23 protein-coding genes are annotated in these 26899 nt (G+C 39.6%); 19 read left to right on the top strand and 4 right to left on the bottom strand.

Features of this window, described 5'->3' with window-relative positions; translation table 11 throughout:
* The first annotated feature begins 150 nt into the window (after window positions 1–150).
* The 7 genes from B3R63_RS10900 to B3R63_RS10870 all read left to right on the top strand — a co-directional run bounded on the left by B3R63_RS10900 (window position 151) and on the right by B3R63_RS10870 (window position 10542).
* Entirely contained in the window at window positions 151–2220 is a 2070-nt protein-coding gene (locus tag B3R63_RS10900; protein WP_286731091.1) for a putative bifunctional diguanylate cyclase/phosphodiesterase, read from the top strand.
* A gap of 160 nt (window positions 2221–2380) precedes the next feature.
* On the top strand, window positions 2381–3970 hold the full coding sequence (locus B3R63_RS10895; RefSeq protein ID WP_005023445.1) for a peptide chain release factor 3: 1590 nt from the start codon (window positions 2381–2383) through the stop codon (window positions 3968–3970).
* A gap of 72 nt (window positions 3971–4042) precedes the next feature.
* Complete coding sequence (locus B3R63_RS10890; RefSeq protein ID WP_151838670.1) at window positions 4043–4864, top strand: hypothetical protein; 822 nt, start codon at window positions 4043–4045, stop codon at window positions 4862–4864.
* Window positions 4865–4955: 91 nt separating this feature from the next.
* Window positions 4956–5933 carry an RsiV family protein gene (locus B3R63_RS10885; RefSeq protein ID WP_151838669.1) on the top strand — a complete coding sequence of 326 codons (978 nt, stop codon included), beginning with the start codon at window positions 4956–4958 and terminating at the stop codon, window positions 5931–5933.
* A gap of 3 nt (window positions 5934–5936) precedes the next feature.
* Window positions 5937–6776 carry a TatD family hydrolase gene (locus tag B3R63_RS10880; RefSeq protein WP_151838668.1) on the top strand — a complete coding sequence of 280 codons (840 nt, stop codon included), beginning with the start codon at window positions 5937–5939 and terminating at the stop codon, window positions 6774–6776.
* Between the two features lie 109 nt (window positions 6777–6885).
* Window positions 6886–9642: an aconitate hydratase AcnA gene (gene acnA, locus B3R63_RS10875; RefSeq protein ID WP_151838667.1), complete on the top strand. Its 2757-nt coding sequence runs from the start codon at window positions 6886–6888 to the stop codon at window positions 9640–9642.
* Between the two features lie 129 nt (window positions 9643–9771).
* A complete protein-coding gene (locus B3R63_RS10870; RefSeq protein ID WP_151838666.1) occupies window positions 9772–10542 on the top strand; it encodes a tRNA threonylcarbamoyladenosine dehydratase in 771 nt (256 codons plus the stop codon).
* A 65-nt stretch (window positions 10543–10607) separates the two neighbouring features.
* Here B3R63_RS10870 and dusA read toward each other — a convergent pair whose 3' ends face one another.
* Complete coding sequence (gene dusA, locus B3R63_RS10865) at window positions 10608–11627, bottom strand: tRNA dihydrouridine(20/20a) synthase DusA (RefSeq protein ID WP_286731086.1); 1020 nt, start codon at window positions 11625–11627, stop codon at window positions 10608–10610.
* A 131-nt stretch (window positions 11628–11758) separates the two neighbouring features.
* Here dusA and B3R63_RS10860 point away from each other — a divergent pair, with 131 nt between their 5' ends.
* Window positions 11759–12895 (top strand): site-specific integrase, encoded by a 1137-nt coding sequence (locus B3R63_RS10860; RefSeq protein WP_286731083.1) that lies wholly within the window; start codon window positions 11759–11761, stop codon window positions 12893–12895.
* Here the strand turns inward: B3R63_RS10860 and B3R63_RS10855 are convergent.
* Window positions 12861–13157 (bottom strand): pyocin activator PrtN family protein, encoded by a 297-nt coding sequence (locus tag B3R63_RS10855; protein WP_286731081.1) that lies wholly within the window; start codon window positions 13155–13157, stop codon window positions 12861–12863. The two genes, B3R63_RS10860 and B3R63_RS10855, sit on opposite strands and share 35 nt — an antisense overlap.
* Window positions 13158–13303: 146 nt before the next feature.
* Here B3R63_RS10855 and B3R63_RS10850 point away from each other — a divergent pair, with 146 nt between their 5' ends.
* A complete protein-coding gene (locus tag B3R63_RS10850; RefSeq protein WP_286731079.1) occupies window positions 13304–14488 on the top strand; it encodes a hypothetical protein in 1185 nt (394 codons plus the stop codon).
* Window positions 14489–14588: 100 nt separating this feature from the next.
* On the opposite strand, the gene B3R63_RS10845 is transcribed toward B3R63_RS10850, so the two are convergent.
* A complete protein-coding gene (locus B3R63_RS10845; protein ID WP_286731077.1) occupies window positions 14589–15485 on the bottom strand; it encodes a hypothetical protein in 897 nt (298 codons plus the stop codon).
* A gap of 514 nt (window positions 15486–15999) precedes the next feature.
* Here B3R63_RS10845 and B3R63_RS10840 point away from each other — a divergent pair.
* A complete protein-coding gene (locus tag B3R63_RS10840) occupies window positions 16000–16869 on the top strand; it encodes a YagK/YfjJ domain-containing protein (protein WP_286731074.1) in 870 nt (289 codons plus the stop codon).
* A gap of 58 nt (window positions 16870–16927) precedes the next feature.
* Here the strand turns inward: B3R63_RS10840 and B3R63_RS10835 are convergent, their stop codons facing one another.
* Window positions 16928–17665, bottom strand: a complete 738-nt coding sequence (locus tag B3R63_RS10835) for a hypothetical protein (RefSeq protein ID WP_286731073.1) — start codon at window positions 17663–17665, stop codon at window positions 16928–16930.
* Window positions 17666–17871: 206 nt separating this feature from the next.
* On the opposite strand from B3R63_RS10835, the gene B3R63_RS10830 reads away from it, so the two are divergent.
* The 9 genes from B3R63_RS10830 (at window position 17872) to B3R63_RS10790 (ending at window position 26864) form a co-directional block, all read left to right on the top strand.
* Window positions 17872–18066 carry a hypothetical protein gene (locus tag B3R63_RS10830; protein ID WP_286731071.1) on the top strand — a complete coding sequence of 65 codons (195 nt, stop codon included), beginning with the start codon at window positions 17872–17874 and terminating at the stop codon, window positions 18064–18066.
* 20 nt (window positions 18067–18086) lie between these two features.
* The gene (locus tag B3R63_RS10825) at window positions 18087–19118 is read left to right on the top strand and encodes a DUF932 domain-containing protein (RefSeq protein ID WP_286731065.1); all 1032 of its coding nucleotides are present in this window, start codon (window positions 18087–18089) and stop codon (window positions 19116–19118) included.
* Window positions 19119–19315: 197 nt separating this feature from the next.
* Complete coding sequence (locus B3R63_RS10820; protein WP_286731063.1) at window positions 19316–20374, top strand: YqaJ viral recombinase family protein; 1059 nt, start codon at window positions 19316–19318, stop codon at window positions 20372–20374.
* 195 nt (window positions 20375–20569) lie between these two features.
* Complete coding sequence (locus tag B3R63_RS10815) at window positions 20570–21469, top strand: hydrolase or metal-binding protein (RefSeq protein ID WP_286731061.1); 900 nt, start codon at window positions 20570–20572, stop codon at window positions 21467–21469.
* A 219-nt stretch (window positions 21470–21688) separates the two neighbouring features.
* The gene (locus B3R63_RS10810) at window positions 21689–22579 is read left to right on the top strand and encodes a helix-turn-helix transcriptional regulator (protein ID WP_286731059.1); all 891 of its coding nucleotides are present in this window, start codon (window positions 21689–21691) and stop codon (window positions 22577–22579) included.
* A gap of 31 nt (window positions 22580–22610) precedes the next feature.
* Window positions 22611–23738 carry an ATP-binding protein gene (locus B3R63_RS10805; protein ID WP_286731057.1) on the top strand — a complete coding sequence of 376 codons (1128 nt, stop codon included), beginning with the start codon at window positions 22611–22613 and terminating at the stop codon, window positions 23736–23738.
* The gene (locus B3R63_RS10800) at window positions 23738–24943 is read left to right on the top strand and encodes a hypothetical protein (RefSeq protein ID WP_286731055.1); all 1206 of its coding nucleotides are present in this window, start codon (window positions 23738–23740) and stop codon (window positions 24941–24943) included. Before B3R63_RS10805 ends, B3R63_RS10800 begins: the two co-directional genes overlap by 1 nt.
* Window positions 24940–26229: a hypothetical protein gene (locus B3R63_RS10795; RefSeq protein ID WP_286731054.1), complete on the top strand. Its 1290-nt coding sequence runs from the start codon at window positions 24940–24942 to the stop codon at window positions 26227–26229. The genes B3R63_RS10800 and B3R63_RS10795 overlap by 4 nt, the downstream gene beginning before the upstream one ends.
* Before the next feature lie 5 nt (window positions 26230–26234).
* Window positions 26235–26864, top strand: coding sequence for an OmpA/MotB family protein (locus tag B3R63_RS10790; RefSeq protein WP_125297516.1), 630 nt, complete (start codon window positions 26235–26237; stop codon window positions 26862–26864).
* Window positions 26865–26899: the final 35 nt, after the last annotated feature.

Below are 26899 nucleotides of genomic sequence, written 5' to 3'. Positions count from 1 at the left end.
GAAATTATTTAATTGATAATGAAAATAAAAAGAATTAACCTAAATGCAGGAATAAATAATCTTACCAATTCTTTACGCTACTCATAACAGGTATGCTTTAAGGTACTTAAATTGCAAGAAGAATAATTATCATTTTGTTTTGGATTGTTTATGGTTCATATGCATTATAACAGCATACTGGTGTTAGGCTCGGTCTTGGTGGCCGTAGCCGTCTGTTATATTGCAATCTCGCTACGTGAGCTTTTAATTCAAAATACTTTTCCTAAGTATCATAATGTAGTTCTTGCCGGGAGTGGTTTGTTTTTAGGTCTGGCGATCTGTTCAATGCATTTTGCCGGGCTTCTCGCTGTGCATCTTTCCCAAGAGTCAGTATTTGACCCTGCCTTAACCATCGTTTCATATTTAGTTGCTTCAGCTGCTTCTATCTTTGCACTCTGGTTAACTTCTCGTGAATTTCTGTCCCTACCACGTTTGGTACTTGCTGCGGTAGTGATGGGACTTGGAATCTCTGGTATGCATTATACCGGGATGATGGGTCTCATCCTGCATGGCTATATGATCTATTACCAGCTTTTGCTGGTAATTCTTTCAGTGTTAGTTGGAATACTGGGAACAGGATTGTCATTCTGGTTGGCTTTTAAATATCAGCATGCCGCTAAATACCGGTTCTGGATTAAACTGGGTGTAGCGCTGGTATTTGCACTCAGTATTTCCAGTGTTCATTATATTGCCATGGCTGGTGTCGTTTTCTATACCGGTGGACAGATTGAAGTTCTGGAACATTACCAGGCAGGGCGTACACTCTTATTATTTACTATTGTTTTTATTACCTGTCTGGTACTCATGACAGCATTTCTGGTAGCAATTCTGGAAGAGCGTCTGGAAGAGCGTAACCGGCGCCTTATGGAAATTAATAAAGAACTGGCCAATCTGGCTGTTCAGGACAATTTGACCCGGCTTCCTAACCGCCTTTTTCTGCTAGATTATGCCCAATATTTATTTATTGAGCATAAAGTAAATAAAAAGAGTTTTGCCTTTTTATATATTGATCTGGACCGTTTCAAGGCAGTAAATGATGCTTTCGGCCATCAGGTAGGTGACCAGTTATTGATTCAGGTAGCCGCTCGTATTCATCAAAATCTTGGCCCTGAAGCTAAACTGTTACGTGTAGGGGGAGATGAATTTCTCCTGATCATTGAAAATACTGGACGTAAACGTGCCATTTATTATGCTGAAAAAGTTTTAAGCCTGATTCAGGCAAGCTATCTGATTGCAGGCAAGGAAATCAATATTTCGTGCAGTATCGGTATTGCGATTTATCCAGAGCATGGTACTAATTTGCAGGATCTGTTGATCAATGCAGATGCTGCTATGCTGGCTTCGAAAGAACAGGGTCGCAATACCTATGCTGTCTTTAATTATTCTGTGCATCAGTATGAAGCTCAAAGTCAGTCTAAACTGATTAATGATATGTATAAAGCTGTAGAAGAGCGGCAATTTATCCTGTTTTATCAACCCAAATTTTCAGCTAAAACCTATGAAGTTTGTGGGGTAGAAGCTTTAATTCGTTGGAAGCATCCTACCTTGGGCCTGCTTAGCCCTAATATGTTTATAGAAGGGGCTGAAAAAACCGGTCTGATTATTCCGATGGGATATTGGGCGCTCGAGGAAGCTTGCAAACAGATCCAGTATTGGGAACAAAATGGAATCAGCCTCTGTCCGGTTGCTGTTAATCTCTCTGCAATCCAATTTGAGCATCAGAAGCTGTTTGATACCTTGGAAAACCTGTTGGAAAAGTACAGGATCCAGCCAAATAACCTGATTATTGAAATTACTGAATCTACTGCCATGCATCATATTGAACTGAGTATTCGTAGTTTTGAGCGGCTCAGGAAAATGGGTATCCTTCTTGCGATTGATGATTTTGGTACCGGACATTCAAGTCTGCTGTATTTAAAAGATTTACCTGTAGATGAATTGAAGATTGACCGGGGTTTTATTGTCGGGTTAAAGCCGGGGAATAAAGAAGAAATTATTCTAGAAAGTATTATTCAGTTAGCGACAAAACTTGGCTTGATTGTCACTGCCGAAGGTGTGGAGACACCACTGCAGGCGGAAATTCTGACACGTTTAGGTTGTCAGCAATTACAAGGTTATCTATTAGGTGCGCCTGTTGAGGTTGAGCGCTTAAAAGTTTATAAACAAAGCGTTCAACTCTAAAAGATAAAAACTCTCAAAAATAAAACTGCCATACAACTACCGATTTAAAAGCAGTCTTGATCTGCTACAATTGCGCCAATTTCAAATTTTTCTCTCACATGCTTTCAGAACATCACGTTGATGTTTTAGACAGGATGTGTACAAATGCAGATTTTTATCAATGTTTAAAGATGAATTAATCAGTCAGGTAAAGGCGCGCAGGACTTTTGCCATCATTTCGCACCCCGATGCCGGTAAGACGACCATGACCGAGAAACTCCTGTTATGGGGTAAAGCTATTCAGGTAGCAGGTATGGTTAAAAGTCGTAAGTCGGACCGTGCAGCGACTTCTGACTGGATGGAAATGGAAAAAGAGCGGGGAATTTCGATTACTACATCAGTGATGCAGTTTCCCTATAAAAATCATGTAATTAACTTGCTTGATACGCCAGGACACGAAGATTTCTCGGAAGATACTTATCGTACACTGACAGCCGTTGACTCTGCATTAATGGTGATTGATGGGGCGAAAGGTGTAGAAGAGCGAACCATTAAATTAATGGAAGTCTGTCGGATGCGTGATACGCCGATTATTTCTTTCGTCAATAAAATGGACCGTGAAATCCGTGAGCCCCTAGAATTGCTTGATGAAATTGAAAATGTTCTCAAAATCCGTTGTGTGCCAATTACCTGGCCCTTGGGTATGGGGCGTGATTTTGCCGGGGTATATCACATTGCGGAAAACAAGCTGTACCTATACAAGCATGGCTTCGGCTCAGTGATTACTGAGATTGAAGTACGTGACGGCTACGATCATCCCGATATTCGTGAAAAAGTAGGCGATTTGGCCTTTGCTGCTTTTGAAGAGTCGCTGGAGCTGGTACAGATGGCGAGCGATCCATTTGACCGTGACCTGTTCTTGCAAGGTAAACAGACACCTGTGCTGTTTGGTACTGCATTGGGCAACTTCGGTGTAGATCACGTGCTGGATGCATTTATTGGTTGGGGACCTGAGCCTAAGGCACATCCGGCACAGGAGCGTGTAGTTGAAGCGACTGAAGAGGAATTCTCTGGTTTTGTTTTCAAGATTCAGGCAAATATGGATCCAAAGCATCGGGACCGGATTGCCTTTATGCGAATCTGTTCAGGTAAATATGAAAAAGGTCTGAAGATGAATCATGTCCGTATTGGAAAGGAAGTGCGGATCAGTGATGCATTGACCTTTCTGGCAGGTGAACGTGAGCATCTGGAAGAAGCATGGCCAGGTGATATCATTGGCCTTCATAATCACGGGACTATTCAGATTGGTGATACTTTTACCTCGGGCAAAAGTCTGCATTTTACCGGTATTCCACACTTTGCACCTGAAATGTTCCGTCGAGTCCGTCTCAAAGACCCTCTAAAATCCAAACAGTTACAAAAGGGGCTGAAAGAACTTTCTGAAGAAGGTGCGACTCAGGTATTTATGCCACAGATCAGTAATGACCTGATTGTGGGAGCAGTCGGGGTACTACAGTTTGATGTAGTGGCTTATCGCCTCAAGGAAGAATATAAGGTGGACTGTATTTATGAGCCGGTCAGTATTAATACGGTGCGCTGGATTTACTGTGATGATGAAAAGATCTTGAATGAATTCAAGAAAAAAGCTCATGATCAGCTCTCTGTAGATGGTGGTGGACATCTGACTTACCTGGCACCGAGCCGGGTGAATCTACAACTCATGCAGGAACGCTGGCCAGATATTGAATTCCGCAATACACGTGAACACTAAATAGTCATGATATAAAACAGCTTCTTCGGAGACTGTTTTATTGTAAAGTTCATTGAGCAGAAGGAATATAAAATGCGTAACAAGCCCTACTTTACACTTATCCTGATCTGCTCGGTACTAAGCCTTATGGGCTGTGAAGAAAAACATAAGGCCCCTGAGTCAAAAGGCCAGCAACATTATGCTGAAAAAGTAATAGATCAGGCTGATGTGCTTCCTTATTTAAATATTAAAGAGCAACGTGCTGAGTATGCTTTGCCATTTTGTGAAAAGAAAAACTGTATTGATATCGATATTCAAACTATCAATACTCAGGATGTGTGGCTAAATCAGTGGATCGCTAAGAATCAGGCACAGATTATTCAGCAGCAGATTGATCTGAATCAGGATTTGAGTTTACAACAGGCAGTCAATACTTTTATAAAAGCTTCAGATCAGTGGCAGGCGAAATATTCTAAAAACCGTGCATACGAGCTGGAAATGAAGACTCGTATTGCATCACAGCGTAATCAATATGTACTGTTGCAAATAGGTATAGACAGTAAAATTGAAGAACTAACTATTAAAGACCGGCAATATTTTTTTGTAGCAGACCGCAAAGTCCAGAAAGCTTTGAGTTTAAATGATATTTTAAAGCCTGAGCAAAAAACTATATTAAACACCCTAGTTCAGCAGCATTATCAGGACTGGTTAGAAAAAGAGACAGCCGAGGTTCGTAAAGATGCTCCTAAAAAATTATCTTGGTCTCAGTCAGACTGGTTTTTTGATGGAGAAGGAATAGGTATACATTATCGTGCACATGAGATAGCGCCTGAAGCCAGCCAGCTGGATATCTATCTGAACCGCAAACAGACCCAGCAGATACTTAAACCTGAAATATATCAAAAAATGTTTTAAGTTGAGATACAAAAAAGATTGTGAATTACTGAATGAAGCCATTAGGCTAATACAAGGCGGTCTAAAGTAAGACGAAAATGGGTAGGGAGCAATGTTAAGAACTCAACAGGTATTAAGCTTAAGTTTATTGGTCGGAGTTATAGGTTTAACGGCATGCCAGCCGAAGGATAAACCGGAACAAAAGCCACAGACTGAACAAAAGTCTGCGGTGCCTCAACAGAAAGAACCGGTTCTAGAGGCGAAACAGGTTGATGTGATTGTCACTATGCCGGAATGTAAAGGTAATACCTGCCCACAGTTTGATGTAAAACGTCTCAGCTCTAATTACGCCTTTGTAGATGATGCAGTAGATCAGGCTGTTTTAAGCAGTCTGGGGCAGATTCTTGACGTCAGTGAAATGGTAAAAAAAACGGTTGAAAATTCAGAAGTTCAGTCAAAAAAAGATACTGCTGAAAGCCAACCTGAAACCAGCCAGACAAATTCAACCACTACTCCAATTGATCAGCAAAACTTTGATGCTCAGGTGCAGCGTTATGCCGATGTCTTTTTAGATCTAGACCGTGAAATCAAGACATTAAGCGCCAACCAGCAGATCAGTCTGACCGTAGCGCCCAAGGTACTTCAAAGTAAAGGTCCCTTGGTGACAGTTGTGTTAAATACTAGCAGTTACTTGGGTGGTGCACATGGCTCAGCATCTCAGCAATATTATAATTTTGATCTTGTGAAAAAGCAGCAGCTACAGCTAAAAGATATTTTAAATGGCAATCAACAGGCAGTACTCGAAAAGAAATTTTATAGTGCCTTCCAGAACTGGGTGATGGAGAACAAGCTCGCCAGTAGTGTAGAAGAATATGAACAGGTCTGGAAATTCAAGCTCTCTAATAATTTCTTTTTAGCCAAGCAGGGATTGATTTTACAATATGGAGAATATGAAATTGGCCCCTATGTGGTTGGCCTGCCACGTCTTGTAGTACCCTACAGTGAGCTACAGGATGTGATCAAAACAGAATACTTGCCACCAGATGTCAAAACTACTGCAGTTCCGGCTACGCCCGAAGCGGACAAATAATTTATGGACAGGCTGGCGCTATTTGATACTCACACACATTTTGATGTGCCAGATTTTGACGAAGACCGTGAACATCTGGCCTATCAGGCTAAAGCAGCCGGAGTTGAAAAGCTGGTATTAATCGGTTTTGTGGAGTCGCGCTTTAATGACCTGGTTGATACCCATCATTATATAAATAGTTTAAAAGATGCACCAGAGAGTTATCTCGCACCAGGTTTGCACCCTTTTTATATTGAACAGCATCAGTTTTCAGATCTGGATCGGCTGGAAAATCTACTAAAAACTCATGAGAGTGTCGCTATAGGGGAAATCGGACTGGATACTTTACTTAAACAGCATAAGCAGCCAGAAGTTTTTCAAAAGCAGCAGGATTATTTTTCTGCACAGCTCGAGCTGGCAGCACAGCATCATAAACCGGTGCTGTTACATATCCGTAAAGCACATGCTGATGTACTGAACTTACTCAAGAAACACAAATTTAAACTGGGCGGTATTGCCCATGCGTTTAGTGGCGGTATTGAAGAGGCAAAAGCATTTGTAAACTTGGGTTTTAAACTGGGTATTACAGGGCAGGTGACTAATCGCAATGCAAAAAAATTAAGAAAAGTGGTGCAAGATATAGGACCTGAACATCTGGTTATTGAAACAGATTGTCCTGATATGACGCCTCTATGTTGCCAAACTTCAACTGAACAGCGTACCCGTAATGTACCCGGTAATTTAACTTATGTACTGGATGAACTGTCTGTAATATTTGGAATCTCACATGAGGAATTAGCCAAAACTTTATGGCATAACTCATTCACTGCCTTGCATATAAGCCAGAAACTGACGAAGAACTAGAAACGTAAAATCAGATATTAACTAATCAATAACACTGTATTCCTATTCTTGGCATACATTAAATGGAGCATGATTGACAAGAACAAAGTTGAAGCCGGAGGATTGCCGTATGGCTAAGTACAGTACAATTAATAGTTTTAATTCACTGACGACTTTAAAAACAACAAAAAAAAACTATCAGATCTTCAGTTTAAGACAGGCCCAGCAGCATCTGGATGATTTTACCAGGCTACCTAAATCTTTAAAAATATTACTCGAGAACCTGCTACGTTTTGAAGATCAGATTACAGTAAAGCAGGAACATATACAGGCTTTAGTTGCATGGCAGCAGAATCGCAGTTCGGTTCAGGAAATTCAGTATCGGCCAGCGCGGGTTCTAATGCAGGATTTTACTGGAGTACCAGCTGTAGTTGACTTGGCTGCCATGCGTGCAGCAGTCGAAAAGGCAGGAGCTGATCCAGAAAAGATTAATCCGCTAAGCCCTGTTGATCTGGTGATTGATCATTCTGTTATGGTTGACCATTTTGCAGATGAACATGCTTTTGAAGCCAATGTTGCTGTAGAGATGCAGCGCAATGGCGAGCGCTATCAGTTTTTACGCTGGGGGCAATCTGCTTTTAATAATTTTAGCGTCGTTCCTCCAGGTACAGGAATCTGTCATCAGGTCAATCTTGAGTATCTTGCACAGACTGTATGGACTGGTGAATCAGATGGAAAAGAATTTGCTTTTCCAGATACGCTGGTAGGAACAGATTCCCATACAACCATGATCAATGGTTTGGGAGTGCTGGGCTGGGGCGTAGGTGGAATTGAAGCAGAAGCAGCCATGCTAGGACAGCCCATTTCCATGCTCATTCCTGAGGTAATCGGTTTTCAGCTCACCGGAAAACTGCGCGAAGGAATTACAGCTACAGATCTGGTACTGACGATTACCCAGATGCTACGCCAGAAAGGGGTAGTTGGAAAATTTGTCGAGTTTTATGGTGACGCGTTGGCTGAACTGCCACTGGCGGACCGTGCCACTATTGCCAATATGGCCCCCGAATATGGTGCAACTTGTGGTTTTTTCCCGGTTGATGAGGTCACCTTGGGTTATTTACGCCTGACCGGCCGAGATGCTGAACGGATTGAACTGGTTGAAGCCTATTGTAAAGAGCAGGGCCTATGGCGCGAAGCAGGAGATGAACCGGTCTTTACTGATACGTTAACCTTGGATATGAGTACAGTCGAAGCAAGTCTGGCTGGACCAAAGCGCCCACAAGACAGAGTGGCACTTTCTGATGTGCCTCATACTTTTCAGGCACTCATGGATCTGCATTTAAAGCCTACTAAAGCTGAGAAGGAACGACTGGAAAATGAAGGGGGCGGTGGAACAGCTGTTGAGGCAGAACAGGCCAATTTACCCCATTCTAATCCTTGCTGCGTAATAGAGGGTAAAAACTACTTCCTCTCTCATGGTGATGTGGTGATCTCAGCCATTACCTCATGCACCAATACATCAAATCCGAGTGTTATGCTGGCAGCAGGTTTGCTGGCTAAAAAAGCAGTAGAACAAGGCTTGCAACGGAAAGCATGGGTAAAAAGCTCTCTGGCTCCAGGCTCCAAAGTTGTGACTGATTATTTGAAAGCATCTGGACTGATGCCTTATCTCGATCAGCTGGGTTATAACCTGGTAGGGTATGGGTGTACCACCTGTATCGGAAATTCAGGCCCTTTGCCAGAACCTATCGAAGAGGCAATCCAGAACTTTGACTTAAATGTAGCCGCCGTACTCTCTGGGAACCGTAATTTTGAAGGGCGTGTTCATCCACTGGTAAAAACGAACTGGCTGGCATCTCCCCCTCTGGTGATCGCCTACGGTCTGGCTGGAAATATTCGCACTGATTTAAGCTCTGAACCAATTGGTGAAGGAAAAAATGGCGAAAAAATTTATTTGAAGGATATCTGGCCGACCCAAGCTGAAATTGAAGAGGCTTTGCATTATGTAAATACCCAAATGTTTCATAAAGAATATGCGGCTGTTTTTGAAGGTGAAGAAAACTGGAAATCTCTGAAAATTCCCGAAACTAAAACTTATCAGTGGGATGAGCACTCTACCTATATCCGTCATCCACCGTTTTTTGAAAAAATTGATCAGCCCCCACAAGCGGTTAAAAATATTGAAAAAGCACGAATACTGGCTGTTCTGGGGGACTCAGTCACTACTGACCATATCTCACCGGCGGGAAATATCAAGCAAGACAGTCCGGCAGGCCGTTATTTGCAGGAACTGGGTGTAGAGCCAAAAGACTTTAATTCGTATGGATCACGCCGTGGTAATCATGAAGTAATGATGCGCGGAACTTTTGCCAATATCCGGATTAAAAATGAAATGCTGGGTGGTGAAGAAGGTGGCAATACACTCCATATACCCACCCATAAGAAAATGTCTATTTATGATGCGGCCATGCAATATCAGGCAGAAAACACACCTTTGGTTATTATAGCAGGTAAGGAATATGGCACAGGTTCATCACGTGACTGGGCAGCTAAAGGAACTAATTTACTGGGAGTGAAAGCTGTTATTGCCCAGAGTTTTGAGCGAATTCACCGCTCCAATCTGGTGGGTATGGGAGTGTTACCTTTACAGTTCATGCCAGATGAAAGCAGGACTTCACTCAATATTAATGGTGATGAAATTCTGTCAATTCATGGTTTATCTGATGACTTGTCACCGCAGCAGATACTAAGGGTAGAGCTAGAACAACCTGATGGAACGCAGTCAAGTTTTAAGGTTCTGTGCCGTATCGATACTGTTAATGAGGTCGAGTATTTTAAGGCCGGTGGCATTCTCCATTATGTGCTGCGGCATTTGATTGCTTCCTGAAGAGTAGTTGCCTGAGCTTCATATCATTTATATGGTTCAGGCAGTAGAAATTTTTTGGATCTTATGAGCTGTCACACTGAGGTCATTCCCGCTAAAATAGAGTGATCTGTAATATTTTCATGGAATGTAATGACTGAACTTCTCCAAAACGATGAATATGAGCGCCGATTTGCGGGTGTAGCCAAAATCTATGGAGATGAGGCATTTAATTACTATGAACACAGTCATGTTATGGTGATTGGAATCGGCGGTGTAGGTTCTTGGGCGGTAGAAGCTTTGGCCCGTTCCGGCATAGGTGAATTGACATTGGTCGATATGGATGTGGTAGCTGCATCTAATATTAATCGACAGTTACCTGCTATGACCGCTACCTTGGGACAGGAAAAAATTGCTGTCATGGCTGAACGTTGCTATTCCATTAACCCCAGAATTAAGGTCAACCTAGTTGATGACTACCTGTCTTCAGACAATGTAAAAGAGATACTTGCTATGGCGCCTGATCTGGTACTGGACTGTATTGATGATGTCAAAGCTAAACTGGTCCTCATGCTGCATTGCCGCTTTAATAAAATCCCTCTGATTGTTTCTGGTGGAGCAGGAGGCAAGCTTGACCCGCTTAAAATCAGAGTGGCAGATCTGTCAAAAACCGAACAGGATCCTATGCTGGCTAAACTACGTACCCAGTTACGCAGTAAAGGAATTTGCAAAAAGCCAAAAGAGAAATTCGGGATTACCTGTATTTATTCAATTGATAATCCGTTTTCCAGTAGCGAAGTTTGTGCTAGTGCAGGGCTGCGCTGTGGAGGATATGGTTCTGCTGTGGTGGTAACTTCAAGTTTTGCCATGGTGGCAGTCGCAGAGGTTTTGAGAAAACTTGAAGCAATTAAGGCAAAACAGTAACGCTACTGCTTGTATTTTATAATATACTTTTAGAAATAAAGCCCCTTAAACAGGGGCTTTAAAGTTTAAAAAATATGTTGTTCTTTCAGGTAATCTTCAGTGCGCTGCATGGCAGCCTTAATATTCTGAATCGCACTTTCGACATCGGCATAAGTTTTGGCATTTCCTCCACTTAAAGCCTGACGCCATTTTCGGGCTCCAGGTAAATACTGGAATAAACCTAAAATATGCCGGGTAATCACAGATAGTGGTGCACCCTCTTCTAGCCGTTTGGCAATATAAGGAAGCATCTGTTCCATAATTTCAAAACGGTCTGGCATGGGTAAATTCCAGAGCTCACCTAATTCGGCTAGCAGATAAGGATTATGGTAGGCTTCACGGCCAATCATGACACCATCTACATGTTTCAAGTGCTCTTGTGTCTCAGCTAAAGTTTTAACGCCGCCATTAATTTCAATCGTGAGGTCAGGACGTTCCTGTTTTAACCGGTAGACATCCTCATAACGCAAAGGTGGAACTTCACGGTTTTCTTTTGGAGATAATCCTTGTAATAGGGCAATACGGGCATGCACAATAAAATTATTACAACCAGTTTTTGCTACTGTGTCCACAAAATGCAGCATCTCTTCATAAGATTGCATGTCATCAATTCCGATTCGATGTTTAACCGTAACCGGAATATTAACTGCCTGGCGCATCGCTGAAATACATTCTGCCACCAGCTCAGGCTCTGCCATCAGGCAGGCACCAATTTTATTATTTTGTACCCGGTCACTTGGACAGCCGACATTCAGGTTAACTTCATTATAACCCCAGTCCTCAGCCATCTTTGTACATGTGGCCAAATCTTTTGGATTGGAGCCACCGAGTTGGAGTACAATCGGATGTTCTTCCCGATTGTAATTTAGATGGCGGCCAGCATCTCCAAATAAGATCGCTCCAGTCGTGACCATTTCAGTATAAAGGATCACATTTGGATTAAACAGGCGAGCAAAGAAACGGTAGTCACGGGTCGTCCAGTCCATCATCGGCGCAACACTGATTCGTGGATTCTGTGTGTTGCTTGGTTTTGATAAAATACTCATTGAAAATCAACCTTTTGAATCAGTGTTGTGTTAAATTTATTTGTATCTATTTCATCTTTTTTTGCTCTTTTTAAAATTTGATTTACGCTATAAATACGCCATAATAAGTAAAAATATCATAAGGCGTAAAAATGGGTACAATCACGCAGCGTAAGTTAGTCGATGGATCAATACGCTATCGTGCTGAAATTCGAATCAATCGCAAAGATTTACCGATATATAAAGAGAGTAAAACATTTGGATCGAAGAAAGTTGCAGCAATTTGGTTAGCAAAAAGGGAAGCTGAAATAGAAGAAAATCCTGAGATTTTGTTTGGTCAAGAGGATGTGATAGATCTAACTCTTTCTAACGCTATTTCGAAATATTTGGCGGAAGTGGGAGCTGAGTATGGAAGAACTAAAACATATTCACTCAAACTTATTCAGAAGTTTTCAATCGCGCGGCATGTTATCACAAAAATTAAATCGACTCATATTGCTGAACACGTGGCCCTACGCAAAAAGGGCATTGAAGATCTAGGACTTGACCCTGTTGCATCTAGTACACTCCAGCATGAGTTGTTACATATTAGAGGGGTGCTATCTCATGCAGCGGTGATGTGGGATATAGATATTGATCTAAATGCCTTTGACAAAGCGACAGCGCAATTACGAAAAACACGCCAAATTTCTTCAAGTCAGAAAAGAGATAGGCTCCCGACCAATGATGAGCTGATGGCACTTACAAAATATTTTGTACAAAAATGGCGTAATCCGAACTATAGCTATCCAATGCATTTAATTATCTGGTTTGCGATCTACTCATGTAGACGTGAAGCGGAAATCACTCGAATGAAATTAATAGATTTTGACAGGCATAACAACTCATGGAAAATACGTGATTTGAAAAACCCAACGGGCTCTAAAGGTAATCATAAAGAATTTAATGTGTTACCTGAGTGCAAAAAAATTATTGAGCTTTTATTGGAGACGGAAGTTAGAGCTAGAATGTTGAAAAGAGGCTATGGTGATGAATATCTAATACCTCTGAGTCCAAAAACAATAGGTGGTGAATTTAGAAAAGCATGTAAGTTATTGGGAATTGATGATCTAAGATTTCATGATTTGAGGCATGATGGGTGTACCCGTTTAGCTGAGCAAGGGTTCACTATCCCCCAGATACAGCAAATTAGTTTGCATGATTCGTGGGGGAGCTTGGAAAGATATGTATCTGTTAGGCGAAGAAAACAGACCCTTAATTTTGAGACTTCATTAGAGCTGACTTCGTAAAAATTTCATACTCTTTAGCTTGTTCGTTGTAACGTTTGTCTAAAACAAAAGCTAAGTCAAAAATATCAACTAAGTATGGTGATTTTTGACTTTCATCTATCTTGTAGCAAATAAATGGAAATTCCTTTTTTCTCGCTTTTTCTAATATTTTTGCTTTACTTAGATGGGGGTAATACATGGCTGCCACTTGTTCAAGAGTGGGAGTCATAGTTTTAAATTGCATGAATAAATAATCTGATAAATTCATTTGTACTTTGTTCATTTGGTTACTCTTTTAAAAGTTAATTCTTGAATCTTTAGTCATACAACTAAGGTATAGCTAACAAAATTCACTGAAATAATTGTAAAAAAGATGAAATGACTAATAATGAGGAAATAAGGGTAACTTTTTTCTGCATAGATAGCTCAATGCCAAAACTAACAGACATTCAAATCAACACTATTAAACTATTAGATTATTTATACTTCTACGATATTGTTTCGTTAGAAACCTTTTCTGATGAGAAGTCGGATTTTTATAAAAGGTTGAATGATTCTTTTCATCTAATTTTAGCTACAAGAAAATATAGAGGGCTGAGAGCTGAGCACTACAAGCATTTACTATTGATGGGGCTAGACTTAAATATTACCTATTATAGTAAATCGGATAAGATGCAAGATAATGATGTTAGCAATTTTATCTCTGCTTTTAATGATGAGATACGTTTAGAAGTCGATAGGGCGGGTTTTCCTATTGATGAATTTGCCCAAGATTTGCAGAACATATTGGATAGACAACCTATATATCCGTTGAGCGGAAATGAACGCTATAAAATAGTTAGTCAGTTTTTAAGCTATGAATATGACAATATTGCCATTGGAGTACTTGGAAAATTAATTGATATGGGGATCTTAAAGGTCTCAAAGTATAGTAAAGCCTATCAGGTGATATCTCAGGAATTATTAGATAAGTTATTCTTTAGAGCTATGCTATTTCTTGAATTAGAAATTTTTAAAAATAAGCTGTTGGCATCAAATTTAAAAATGTCGCAGATTGTAGATTTGAATAATTTAAGTGACCATGAAAAAGTCGTTGCAGTTATTAAGTCTAACGCCAAGTTGGAAGCTTTGGAAAAAGTAGATTATCAGCGTATCTATACTATTGATCTAAACAAAAAAAATGATTTGTCGAGGTATCTTACTAATGTAGAGGCAAGGTTAGGGCATAATCCGATCTTTAAACCCAACCTTGCATCTTGGGTTAGCTTGCTAGGAGCATGGCATCTAATGCTGGTCAAAAAGAACAACATAAATAAACCATTATACCGTGAGACCCCTATCCACATCTTAGATGCTGAACCTACCTGTTCTGAGATAGCAAAAAAAGAAATGGAAGAGTATGGCTTTGCCATTTCGGAAAGAACCTTATTTGACCAACATAATAGTATTTTTGATTTTTATAAGCTTATTAGAATTACAGTGAATGACATGGTAGATGAGGGCTTCTATGGAGTATTAGAACCAGTACTTACTAAATATTTCTTTTATGATCCCAATATTGGGGATAAGTTTAAAAGTGCTTTAAGCAAAGTGAATATGAGTTTAAATCAATAAAATTTTATTAAGATACCTATTTTCATTAGGTCTGCACGCACAAACCCAATCTTAGTTATACAATGGACTAGATTGGGTGTGACTGGTGGAAAGATTACTTTTACAAATATAGGTTTTCTCCATCGACTGAACAGCATTCTTTGGCATAGGTTTCATTGATGAGTCTTTCGATCATTTGCTCTTCGGACACACCATTCTTGAAAGCTAATGTAAGCAACGCTTCTCTGGCTCTTTTGGTTAATGCGTAATAGTTAGGTTTTTTCACCTTTTTCTCCTCACGGTGCTTTTTTTGATACCACGCATTAGATAATTTTTTTCTTAGAGCATAGTGAATATTTTCATCTTCATAATAGATAATATCAAATATTGAGTTAATTAAAGTCTCATATTCAGATACATGTGATGCATCTCTTCTGTATCTTCTAAATTCTGAGTTTTCATTAATATACTTTTTAGCCCATACAAAAAAATCAGAGCATGGTGCTTTAAAGTGACTGTTGAATTTTGTGTATATTTTGTCAAATCGATAATATATATTTTCAATTGATCTAGGATTTTCATAATAAATAGGGATTGTGTAAGCCTGATAAAGAAGCTGGAAGTATAGGTTTTTTATATCTAAAATTAAGCGATCTCCTTCTTTTTCATGCAAGACTTTGCATGCAAATTGTAAGAATCTTTGATTGTCTTTAATTTTATTAAAGTCAAAAGAATGTATTTTGATTCTAGACTGAAAATCCTTTAAATCACGTAAAAAATAATAGATATCATCCTCATTACTATTATTCATTTCATCAATTATAAATCTACTTATGTTCCTGAGTTTATCTAGGCTGTTCAGTTTTGCTATGTCTTTTTCTATAGCATCGTTGCTCTCCCGTATTCCGCGATTATTATAAATATTTGGGCGATTATAGACATACAGTGCACAGATAAGATCTTCCTCTGGAAGTTGTGTCAGGTATGATTTAAGAGCGTCTAGTTCAGAATTGCGCATTTTGTATCCTGTTTTTAAAAAGCTTACGTCATACTTTAGGCAATAAAAACAATACCTTCTACTAAGTTTTTCGCTCTATTTCCCCTTGTTTTACACTATATTTTTAAATGCTTTACATGAGGGGGAATTCGTAGTGGAAAAGCAGATAAAGCGTGGCCACATGAAGTGATTAGGTTGCTTTAAAAATGGTTATCGTACATTCATGATGCTAATCAGGTTTAATGATTGTACGAGGGAGTGACGCATAACTTTTTCTAAAAATCTGAGTTAATAGTGGCTTTAATATTGATGGTTAACCCTTTTGATATGTATTGTAAGTATTAATATTCAGATTTTCATTTATGTTTGATTTTGTTTTTAGTGGTAGGTTATTAATATTATTAAATATATATCATATAGAGATTAATACTTTTACTACTCATAAGTTTATAGCATTAAGCACAATCTAACTAAAATTTATATTTATACAGTTTACCCATGTCATATGGAGCTATTTCCATATTGAGTATTAAACATGAGTAAATCAATTAATGAATCTAAATTAACCATCCAACTTGAAGTGACTACAAACTTATGGATTAAGGCTAAAAATGAACCGTTAGATTTCTATGAGGAATTTGCAGAGTTACTAATACAGTTTGATGATATTTATCGTTCAGGCTCTCAGTACTTTGGTTATATCAATGCATGGTGTGATTGGTTAGATGAGTATGATATTTATGATCTAGATTTTGATGAAGTCGTCGAAGAGTTGAAATATGAATCATTTGATTACTATCAAGATTACTTTAAGGGATATCAGAGTAGACAGCTGAAAGATCTCCGTAGGCATCGTGAGAACGAAAAACGTAATCTTGAATCTTTATCGAGAAAATTAGATAGAGCTCTTAGTCGGTATTCAAAGTCAGAAGTAGTGAGAGTGGATATTGCATATTTGCAGAGCTGTCACAGTATCGTCGATATCCAAATGTTCTACCAAGATTTAGAGGAATTGCGTAAAGCGATATCTAAGCGTAAAGATCCGTTTCATGACTTAGTAGATTTTGCATGGGCTTTAGAGCAGGGTGAAACTAAAGGTTATCATTGCCATTTGCTGTTGATCTTTAATGGGCATCAACGTCAAAAAGGATGGGCTATAGCGGATAAGGTCGGGAAGTTGTGGAAGCAGATTACTAATGATGAGGGCTGTTATTTCAACTGTCATGATCCAGAGCAAATAGCCAAGTATAGAGAGCTTGGTATTCTTGGTATCGGTAGAATACATCGGGATAATCCAGTGGAAGTTCGTAACCTTCGTAATGCAGGTGCTTATCTAGTAAACCCTGAGAAAGAAGCTCAATATCTACGAGTTAAGCTTAGTCCCAAAATGCGGACATTCCAATAAATAGGAGCTTAAAAGAAAAAGGCTTAAACAAGTGTTGATTTGAGCCTTTTAACGCAGTTTAAGGTTTGAAAGTCCATACGCCTTGATCAGTGCTGATTTCTACTTCTAGGATATCTCGCCTGTTGCAATAAAGAGCTACTGTTTTAAAAGAAGCAAAACCTAATTGTAAATTTAGTACATGATCTGGTTTTAAATTTTCGACTTGACAGCGACCTCGATTGACTTTGATTCCTGTAATTGTCACAGCATCAACTTTAGATTGAATCTTAAGATTGGACATGTGATCCCAGCTTTGGTTCGGTAGAAAATCAATTTTAATAGGTGATTCTGTTGGTATTTGTTGTGTTTGGAATTGCGGAAGTTGTTCAAGTTGGGTAGTTAGTTCTCCAAAGCAACCATTAGATAAAGATACACCAGGTTCTATAGATTCTGGGGAAAAGGTTACTTCTTCTCCTTCACATTTAAAACTATGGCCTGTACTTAAATTTGAAAGCGTGACATCCCAATTAAAAACTTCAGTACCATTATCGGCAATAGTTTCAATATGCTTGATATTGTCTAATTCGATGATATATGGATTTGGTACTTGATACATTCCTTGGACTTGTTCATCAATCCAACCTTTTAATGCGATAGGTCCTTTTGCCTCAATGTTTGCTTGTATATCTTTAATAGGATCATCTTGATTTAAAGAGGTTGTTTCCTGTGGAGCTGATTCAGTAGAGTTATTATTTTTACTACATGCGGTGGTTAAAAGAAGGCTACTGATTAATAGTAATGCTAAGCTTGATTTCATTGAGTTCTCGTTGATTTTGTTTTTTAAGTAACTAATATCTAAAACTAATTATCTTTTTATGATATTTATTATTTTTTATAAAAGCAATCTGATTTAAGTGAATTGTAAAAAATCTCAGATATACATCATCTAGATGAAAACAAAGTTATTTCAACTTTCAGGGCTTACCAAACGGTAAGCCTTTGTCATTTTTGGAGATGTATATTATGAGTTTAACTTGTCCTTACTGCCTATCTGATCAAGTGATCCAAGTGGTGAATCAACAAGTGAATGGCACTGAATCATCAGGTCTTGCAGGTGCGGTCATTGGTGGTCTATTTAGCAGCATGTTTGATGAGCCTAAAAAGCCAATCACTATGACCTACTATCACTGTAATCAATGTCAGCAGAACTTCCGCTAACAACCTAGGAGATAAAAACGATGGCACATCAAATCGAACAAATCGCCTATGTTGGTGAAACCCCTTGGCATGGTCTAGGCAATCAGCTGAGTCCGAATCAACCACTGGAAGTCTGGGCACAGCAAGCTGGAATGGACTGGTGGATAGAATCCTCTAACGTCAGCTATATGGCACAGAATGAACGTGGTCAGAGCATCATCATGCCTTTTGAAGAGCAGCGAGTGTTATATCGCTCAGATACACATGCGCCTTTATCTGTGGTCAGTCAGCGTTATCAGGAAGTTCAACCAATGGAGATTCTGGAGTTCTACCGGGATCTGACTGAGCAATCTGGCTTTGAGTTAGAAACCGCAGGGGTTTTGAAAGGCGGGAAGAAGTTCTGGGCATTAGCGCGTACAGGTCAAAGTACCGCGTTAAAGTCTAAGGATGTCAGTAATGGTTATATCCTGCTGGCTACTGCGTGTGATGGCACCTTGGCAACGACAGCACAGTTCACCAGTATCCGGGTGGTCTGTAACAACACTTTAGCAATTGCTCTACGTGGACAAAGCAGTAGTGCTGGTGTAGTGAAAGTTCCACATAGCACCAAGTTTGATGCAGAGAAAGTGAAACAGCAATTGGGTATTTCAGTTCGTGCCTGGGATGAGCACATGTATGAAATGAAACAACTCACACAGCGTAAGGTGAGTCAGCAGGAAGCCAAAGCTTATTTTGATGCCGTATTCAACAACAGCACCATGTCAATTTCCGATCCTGAAGAAAACATCATTCAGTTCTATCGTAATGTCGCGCAGCAAGCTCAAGAGAAAAAGCCTGAACCAAATGGTCGTGCCATGAATAAAGCTTTGGACATGTTCAATGGGCAAGGACGTGGTGCTGACCTGTCATCCGCCAAAGACACTGCTTATGGCTTACTGTGTTCGATCACAGAATTTGTGGATCATGAACGACGTGCCATGAGTACCGATCATCGTCTTGATTCAGCTTGGTTTGGTGCAGGCGCAGGTCTTAAGCAACGTGGACTGGAACAGGCTTTATCTTTGATAGCCTAAGCTCATGTAATCCATCCAACCTTAACCCCGCAAGTCTCAACAATCGCTGAGTACAGCACACACGTAACTCTCTCTACTTACTACTCACAATCAATAATCTGAATCAGCATGCATATCGCCATACCCGACCTCGTGTCGGGTATGGCTTTTTTATGCGCTTCTTTTTTACAAAAACTGAAATTTATAAGGATAGAACCATGAATCAAATCGCACCGATTTCAAATCAGACTGTACAGGCAGGTGTTCAAACTGCATTAAATCCATTAACTACACCTAAACGAGCTAGTTCTGCAAAACGCTTAGTCAACACCAAAGATATGGCGTATCAAGATTGGCTTGAAGTCCGTAAGCAAGGCATTGGCAGCAGTGATGCCGCGACTGCCTGTGGTCTTAATCCCTACATGTCGATGTTGGAACTCTGGTTAATCAAAACCGGACGACAGGCTCAATCCATAGAAGATGAAAGCTCAGGTGTAGCACCGCTGTATTGGGGCAAGCAGCTGGAACCTTTGGTGGCAGAGTTCTATAGCATGCGCACCCATAACAAGGTGCGACGGATCAATGCAGTACTTCAGCATCCTGATCCCGATAAACACTTTATGTTAGCCAATCTGGATTACAGCATAGCCGGCAGCGATGAAGTCCAAATTTTGGAATGCAAAACAGCAGGTGAGCATGGAGCAAAATTGTGGCGTGATGGTGTGCCTTTATACGTGCTTTGTCAGGTACAACATCAACTGGCAGTAACAGGTAAACATGCAGCGCATGTTTGTGTCTTGATCTGTGGGCATGAAACCAAAATCTTCAAAGTGACACGGTCTGAATCAGTGATTCAACACATCGTTAAGGCAGAGCGTTATTTCTGGGAATGTGTGGAAACGGATACTCCGCCATCCGTTGATGCAAGTGAATCCGCAGCTAAAGCGATTCAACAACTCTATCCAGCGCATGTGCCCTTGACTGTAGAGGATCTCTCGCAAAATGAAAATGCCAATTTGATGTTCGACCAGCTCATCAAAATGAAAGAAGAGATTCAGCATCAGCAGGAACGCTTTGACCAGCTTAAACATGAAATCCAGATGATGATGCAAGACAAGGAAAGGGCAGTCTTTGCTCATGGCTCAGTGGTCTGGAAGAAAGCCAAGGACTCCATCAGTCTCAACACCAAGGTATTGCTTCAGCACCAGCCTGAACTCATCGAGCTTTATCCACTTCAAAAGCAAGGCAGTCGTCGATTCAACATCTATACCGACTAAGCCCTATCTACAGCACCAAATCAAAAATTCACAAAAATCGCTCCCCGCTCTCTACCCTTCGGTAGAGAGCAAATCGGTCGCGATCTCCGTAGCACTTTATCTGGCTCTACATTCTTTGGGTAACTTATTTGGTCCTTGTTCCGACCTACATACATAGACCCAAATTTGTAAGGTAATACATTAAGGAATATCAACATGATTAAAGGTTTAGCAATTACTCCTCCAATACTCGGACGGATCAGTATTGGTCGGATGGTTGAAAAGAATGGCAAGCGATTGCCTGAAAAAGATGATCAATTCACCATTACTTCCCAGATTCAAAGCAAGGAAGGCTGGGTTAAACATCCATTAGATGATCAGCTTCGAGCGAATACTCCCAATCAAAAGTTGCGCTCAATCCCGGTCAGAATGATCTTTAATGATCCTGATCTGAACTTACGCGCTGAATACACCTTATTTGACCGACAGACCGGACGGCCAGTGTGTGTCGGTAATGGAGAAACCTGCCAACGTTTAACCGACCAAGGCGTAGAGCAACATCCCTGTCCATCGCCAGATTTATGTCCATTAGCGCAAGGCGGGCATTGCAAGCCCTATGGGCGTTTGCATGTGAACTTGGATGAGTCAGATGAGTTTGGCACCTTCATCTTTAGAACCACGGGTTTTAACAGTATTCGGACTTTGGCAGCTCGACTGAGTTATTACCATGCAGCGTCTAATGGTTTGTTATCTTGCCTCCCATTGCAGTTGATATTGCGTGGTAAGAGTACGACACAAAGCTATCGTCAGCCGGTCTATTACGTGGATCTGACTTTAAGGGAGGGTATTAGCCTGAATGAGGCTATTATTCAGGCGAAGCAAATTGATGAACAGAGTAAACAAGCAGGGTTTTATCAGGAAGCTTTGGACTTTATCGCAAGGAAGGGTTTTGCCAATGCACAGTTTGAAATAGATATAGAAGAGGGAATACATACATTAGAGGAATATTACCCTGAACAAGAACAGAACCGCATAGGGGAACAACAAGTTTCACCTGAAGAATGTGTGCAAGATATTCAACAGCGGTTACGGCAAAGTGTGAGAGCTGTAAATTAGTAAACGTATAACTAGAACTAAGCACTTTTAAATTCTGGGAAGGAATTTTAATATTCCAAACCAGAATTTAAATAGTAATTATTTTGTGTGATTTTTTATGTAATTTTGTGTATTTTAGCGTTTTTAGTTAAATCTTTATTCCTTATAAAAATTGAAGAGACATCACCTGTCCAACTTACAAGCAGAATAGCGAATTAAAGAGGGTAGTTAAAGTGAGATATGAAAAGTATTGAGTCAAGTCGCCATGAAACTCTAGCAAACCGTTTAGCAGATATTCTGACCCGATTAAATTCTGGCTATAGACTAGAGCCTAATGCGCTTGCAAAAGAATATGAAACCCATCCGAGAACGATCAAGAGAGACTTCGATCGTTTTGAGGGATGTAATATTCCTTTGCAAAAAGAGGGAAAATATTATTTTTTAGATCCAAAGTATTTGGGGCAGCTTACTTTTAAAGATATTAGAACTTTTTCGCAGATCTCTGGTATTCAATCTTTATATCCGAGGCTTGATGTCTCATTCTTGCGTGAGCTTCTAGATAGTCGAGTATATGGAGCGAAAGGTTATTCAGTTGAAGATGCATCTCAGTTTAAAGAGTTATTTCGACTTTTTAGTGAAGCAATCCTAAAACATCAGCAAATTGCATTTCTTTACAAGAAAGAATCACGTGTGGTTGAGCCTTATAAGTTGCTGCATCACCACGGTAGTTGGTATTTGGCAGCAGTAAGAAAAGGTGAGTTAAGGGCTTATAGATTAAGCCGAATAGAGTTATCTCCACATACTCATGAATTAGCAAATTACAAACCTGACCCACAGATTTTATCTCAATTAGAGGATGAAAAGAGTATCTGGTTTGGACAGGAAAAGTTAGAAGTCATTTTAACTGTTCATGTAGATGTAGCCTCACACTTTCAGCAGCGACAACTATTACCTGAACAACAGGTTATTAAAGAGTTGGATGATGGAAATCTATTACTTTCGAGTCGAATTACTCATGTAACTCAAATTTTACCTTTAGTTAGGTATTGGATTCCTCATTTAAAAATTGTGAATCCTGTAGGACTTCAAGAGCAAATAGAAGAAGAGTTAAAAAAGTACCTAGGTATTTGATAGATAAAAATCTTAAACAAAGGGGTTATTAATGAGTGAAAATATGAGAGAACAAATATTATCCACTGGAAAAATCTTAATCAGTGATATTGCACAGGCAATAAAGAATGAGATTCAGCCGTTAGATGAGAAAAGCCAACAGCGATTAAATCAAATTGCAGAATTAGATCAAGAGGCAGTAGATCAGAAAGTAATAGAGTTAAATGAATTAGGAAAGGCTAAACCTGCGCGGTTTCAATTAAAAGATGTTGTTTTACCTGTAGCCACTGAAAATGAAATTCGCGAGGCTTTAATTAAAGTTAGATTTCACGAATTAATTTATCATTCTTGGGGATTTAATGAAATCGATCCCGCAGGTAAAGGCTGTGTCTTAAATTTTTATGGTCCGCCAGGAACAGGTAAATCTCGTGGTGCGGAGGCTTTAGCTGGTGAGTTGGGTTTACCTTTTTTAAAGGTTGACTTAGCTGAGCTTGAGAGTAAGTTCATGGGAGAAACGGCCAAAAATTTATGTGCTGTATTTAAAGAAGCTCAAGAAAATCATGCTTTATTATTTTTTGATGAAGCAGATACCGTTTTAGGAAAACGCTTATCCTCGGTAACTCAAGGAGTGGATGCTGAAATTAACATGACACGGTCGACTATGTTAATTGAGATGGATAACTTTACAGGCGTATTGGTCTTTGCCAGCAATTTCCCTGAAAACTACGATTCTGCATTTAGACGACGAATTTCTCATCACATCCATTACCAGCTTCCTGACCTAGAGGCTAGAATTCGGTTATGGGATATGCATCTTGTACCTAATATTCCTTTGCAATGCGAAAGCCGGGAACAATTATTAAAAGACTTGGCTGAAAAATCTGAAAGTTTTTCTGGTGGCTATATTTTACAAGCTATGCGCTTGGCTTTACCAATGGCTGTTGACCCAATTGAGCCTGGCAAAAGCCAACTTATAGAAGAGCATTTATTTAAGTCTATTGAGCTGGTTAAGCGTGGCATGCGTGAAGTTGGTAGTGATGTTCAAGAGCGTTTAAGTGATACCAGAGAAATGTTTGGTATTAAAAAGAATTCAGATGAAGAATTGACTAATTCGCAGGAAATTGTCGTTCATAGTGAATTGATAGAAAGTAAAAATACTAATGCAGAGGGGATGAATTAATGGGGTTTTTGAGTAGATGCGTCTCGGCGGCTCGGAGTGTTGGTAGTGCTATTTCGTCAGGAGTAAGAGCAGTAGCTTCTGGAGTTAGTAGAGGTCTTAGTGCAGTAGCATCTGCGGGTGGACGCTTATTTAGAAATGCAGCTTCAGCAGTAAAGCAAATGGCTTCTAAAGTCCATGATTGGAAGGCTTTATTAGGTGCAATGGTAGATGGCGCCAAGAAAGGTGCTTCAATCGGGGCCAAGAAAGGTCCATGGGGAATGCTTTTTGGTGGTCTGATTGGTGCTGGTATTGGTGGGTTATTTGAATTTAATAGACAAGCCAAAGCCCATCAGCAAGAAATGCCTCAGCCCATTTATGAAGAGCCAAATTATTCAAACGAAGTAGATGGTGATATTGAACGTCTAGGTAAGATGATCACTGAGTTTTTGCCTGCACTTCAGCATAAATTTTCAAGCAATGCTCCAGTTGAAAGTTTTGAAGAATATTTACGTATAGATGTTTCAATGGCTTTTATACGTGATTTTTTAAATCGTCTTGAAAAGATGGAAAGCACTTCTGAACTTACTGCTTCTGACCGCCGCTTTATTGAATTAATTGATAAGCTGGCTTTAGACAAACCAATGAGTGAAGCTGAGCTTCAAGAATTTGATGAGTTGGTTAAACAACGTTTTGGTAAGAGTTTGCTTTTAATTGGATCTCAGCGCTTATTTGCATTGTGGACAAATGAGGAAGAAACCTGCAAACAGAATGTAAATCAACAGCGTACAGAAATTAGTCGTGCTGAAATTTACTTCAAAGAATTGGAAAGCCGTGCAAAATATAACTTGCCAATGACTGATGAAGAAAAAGCCAAATATGAAGAGTTGAAAGGGCATATAGCCCAAACTAGAAATGAATATGAGAATTCTAAAAAATATTTGACCAATATTCGTTTAATGACAGGTGTTGCAGAAGGCTTGTTACAACAAGCTGAAGCTGATAATGCTGGGCAGGTTATAAGAGAGCAAGAACGTAAGCGTGCAGATAAGGCCGGTGCAATACTTGTCAATATGGAGCGCACATTGGATGAAAATGAAACATCCGCAGAGTTGCCACTATCTGAAGAAGATAAGTCATTCTTAAATCAATATGTAGATTTGCATATGCCAGCAGCAATTAAACGCCAAAAACAACACGCTCAAGAATTTGTGGAAGTATCCGTATGAACAACATATTTACTTTTTTATTGCCTCATACAACACTTGATTGGTTTTTCTTTTCTTTATTATTAGGCTGGCTCGCGTTCTCTTTAGTAGCAGCAAAAAAAGCTAAAAATAATGTTCATCAGCGAATCCATTCATCACATTTTACAAATATTAAAGCGAGTTTTACAGAGTTATCAACAGCATTAAGAGATCCTAAGTGGGATCATATTGTCGAGAATGCTCCAGGATTTGCTTTGGTGCTTGGGTTGTTGGGGACATTTTTAGGTATTGGTTTGGCAATCTCTGGTGCGGGTCAAATATTGGCAGATATGAATTCAGGTGCTACAAGCGCGACGGATATGCGTCAAACTATTGGTAATCTGAGTCCAATGCTTGCAGAAATTGGTCTGAAGTTTAAAAGTAGTGCGTGGGGAATTATTGTTCATATTGCTTTACGTCTCATAATTCCTGTATTTGGAATTGAAGAAGTGCGCTCTCAGGCAATTTTGAAGCAACTTGAGAAAGATGCAGAGCAAGAAGAAAACGCAGTTAATAAGCGTTGGGAACAAATAGAAAGTTTGCTTCAAAAAGCATTATTTACGAATACAGCACAAGCTGGTTCTATTGCTAAAGTTATGGAAACTCAAACAGAACATTTGGCTATTATTGCGGAAGTTCAGCAGACATTTGGTGATAATGTTAAGACTTTAGGTTCATCAGTTAAAGAGTTTGAAAAGACCGTTGATGCATTTAGAGGAAGTATGAAAGTTGCTATTCAAGAGATGCAAGAAAGTGTACAAAATGCAAGTCAAGGTTTACATGATACAGTCGAATCAATGAAAGAAGAAGTGAGCACTACTTTTACTGAATTTAGAGATAATGTGTCACAAACACTCGCAAAAGTAGGGGATGATATTTCTACTTCAAGCTTTGCAATAAAATCTTCGGTAGATACGTTGAGTTCTAGCATGAGTAAGGAACTGCAAAATGTCACAATGGTCACAGCAAGTTTAACGACGCATTCTCGGGAAATGGCAGCAGCAATCAGTGAGCAAAAGTTAACTTTAGAAGAGATGGGCGATAAGGTTCAATCTATTGCTGCTAAAGGGGCTGAATACGCTTTTAGTTTAGAAGATGTCACAGGTAACATTGAAAAACTGGCTGGTTCCGATGGCATTATTGCTAGTAATCTTGCAAAAGTCGCATCGAATACTAAAGAAAGTAATCAGCATCTTGAAGTGCTTGCAAATAATTTAACTGCCACTGAGTCTGGCTCTTCATTTGGTAACTTTTTAACAAGGAAGTAATTCCAATGGCAGATCATGCAAATAACGAGTGGATCTCTATTGGGGATTTCATGGCAGGTATTGTTGGTGTACTCGTTCTATTTTTTGTAATAGCAATTTTAATTACAGCAACTTCACAGGCTGAAGCGGAAGAGAAAAAACAGCAAGGGGCTATCAAAGTTATTAAAGCGATTGAAAAAACTTTAAAAGAGAGTGGAAACTCAAAAGGGATTACATTTTTGCCTGAAAAGGGAATTATCCGCTTGGAAGATTCTTCTTTTGCTCAGGGGAGTGCATGTTTAGATGGTGGGCTACAGAAAGCTTTCAAGGAGAGGTTGGCTCCATTAATCCAAAAAAATATGATTGATAATCGATTGCTGAATATACAGATTGAAGGACACACAGATGCAGCACCAGTAAATGGTGTTAAATCAAATATTTCTCAAGTGTGTTCACCATTTGATGATAATTATACTTTATCAGCTGGTAGAGCAAGAGAAGCTAGAAAAGCATTGTTTACCCAGCTTCAGTCTTCTGAATTGGTTCAAAGAATTTCAGTCGTTGGTTATGGTCCTGATAGATTATTAAATAAAGATAATCCGAATGCAGCGAACAATCGACGTGTTGAGATTAGATTTATTATTCAGGATTTTTAAAATATATTTTAATAAGTCCTTATATTAAAAAAATA

Source organism: Acinetobacter sp. UBA1297, from assembly GCF_002307755.1.
Classification (GTDB): domain Bacteria; phylum Pseudomonadota; class Gammaproteobacteria; order Pseudomonadales; family Moraxellaceae; genus Acinetobacter; species Acinetobacter radioresistens.
The sequence above is the reverse complement of the archived record's forward strand: the minus strand, read 5'-3'. Positions and strand labels throughout refer to the sequence as shown.

Coding starts and splice junctions, on each gene's coding strand:
- B3R63_RS10790 (WP_125297516.1), top strand. CDS start 26,235: ATGGCAGATCATGCAAATAACGAGTGGATCTCTATTGGGGATTTCATG.
- B3R63_RS10810 (WP_286731059.1), top strand. CDS start 21,689: ATGAAAAGTATTGAGTCAAGTCGCCATGAAACTCTAGCAAACCGTTTA.
- B3R63_RS10850 (WP_286731079.1), top strand. CDS start 13,304: ATGCCAAAACTAACAGACATTCAAATCAACACTATTAAACTATTAGAT.
- B3R63_RS10885 (WP_151838669.1), top strand. CDS start 4,956: ATGTTAAGAACTCAACAGGTATTAAGCTTAAGTTTATTGGTCGGAGTT.
- B3R63_RS10800 (WP_286731055.1), top strand. CDS start 23,738: ATGGGGTTTTTGAGTAGATGCGTCTCGGCGGCTCGGAGTGTTGGTAGT.
- B3R63_RS10830 (WP_286731071.1), top strand. CDS start 17,872: ATGAGTTTAACTTGTCCTTACTGCCTATCTGATCAAGTGATCCAAGTG.
- B3R63_RS10820 (WP_286731063.1), top strand. CDS start 19,316: ATGAATCAAATCGCACCGATTTCAAATCAGACTGTACAGGCAGGTGTT.
- B3R63_RS10890 (WP_151838670.1), top strand. CDS start 4,043: ATGCGTAACAAGCCCTACTTTACACTTATCCTGATCTGCTCGGTACTA.
- B3R63_RS10855 (WP_286731081.1), bottom strand. CDS start 13,157: ATGAACAAAGTACAAATGAATTTATCAGATTATTTATTCATGCAATTT.
- B3R63_RS10845 (WP_286731077.1), bottom strand. CDS start 15,485: ATGCGCAATTCTGAACTAGACGCTCTTAAATCATACCTGACACAACTT.
- dusA (WP_286731086.1), bottom strand. CDS start 11,627: ATGAGTATTTTATCAAAACCAAGCAACACACAGAATCCACGAATCAGT.
- B3R63_RS10870 (WP_151838666.1), top strand. CDS start 9,772: ATGACTGAACTTCTCCAAAACGATGAATATGAGCGCCGATTTGCGGGT.
- B3R63_RS10900 (WP_286731091.1), top strand. CDS start 151: ATGGTTCATATGCATTATAACAGCATACTGGTGTTAGGCTCGGTCTTG.
- B3R63_RS10860 (WP_286731083.1), top strand. CDS start 11,759: ATGGGTACAATCACGCAGCGTAAGTTAGTCGATGGATCAATACGCTAT.
- B3R63_RS10840 (WP_286731074.1), top strand. CDS start 16,000: ATGAGTAAATCAATTAATGAATCTAAATTAACCATCCAACTTGAAGTG.
- B3R63_RS10835 (WP_286731073.1), bottom strand. CDS start 17,665: ATGAAATCAAGCTTAGCATTACTATTAATCAGTAGCCTTCTTTTAACC.
- B3R63_RS10825 (WP_286731065.1), top strand. CDS start 18,087: ATGGCACATCAAATCGAACAAATCGCCTATGTTGGTGAAACCCCTTGG.
- B3R63_RS10805 (WP_286731057.1), top strand. CDS start 22,611: ATGAGTGAAAATATGAGAGAACAAATATTATCCACTGGAAAAATCTTA.
- B3R63_RS10795 (WP_286731054.1), top strand. CDS start 24,940: ATGAACAACATATTTACTTTTTTATTGCCTCATACAACACTTGATTGG.
- B3R63_RS10880 (WP_151838668.1), top strand. CDS start 5,937: ATGGACAGGCTGGCGCTATTTGATACTCACACACATTTTGATGTGCCA.
- B3R63_RS10815 (WP_286731061.1), top strand. CDS start 20,570: ATGATTAAAGGTTTAGCAATTACTCCTCCAATACTCGGACGGATCAGT.
- acnA (WP_151838667.1), top strand. CDS start 6,886: ATGGCTAAGTACAGTACAATTAATAGTTTTAATTCACTGACGACTTTA.
- B3R63_RS10895 (WP_005023445.1), top strand. CDS start 2,381: ATGTTTAAAGATGAATTAATCAGTCAGGTAAAGGCGCGCAGGACTTTT.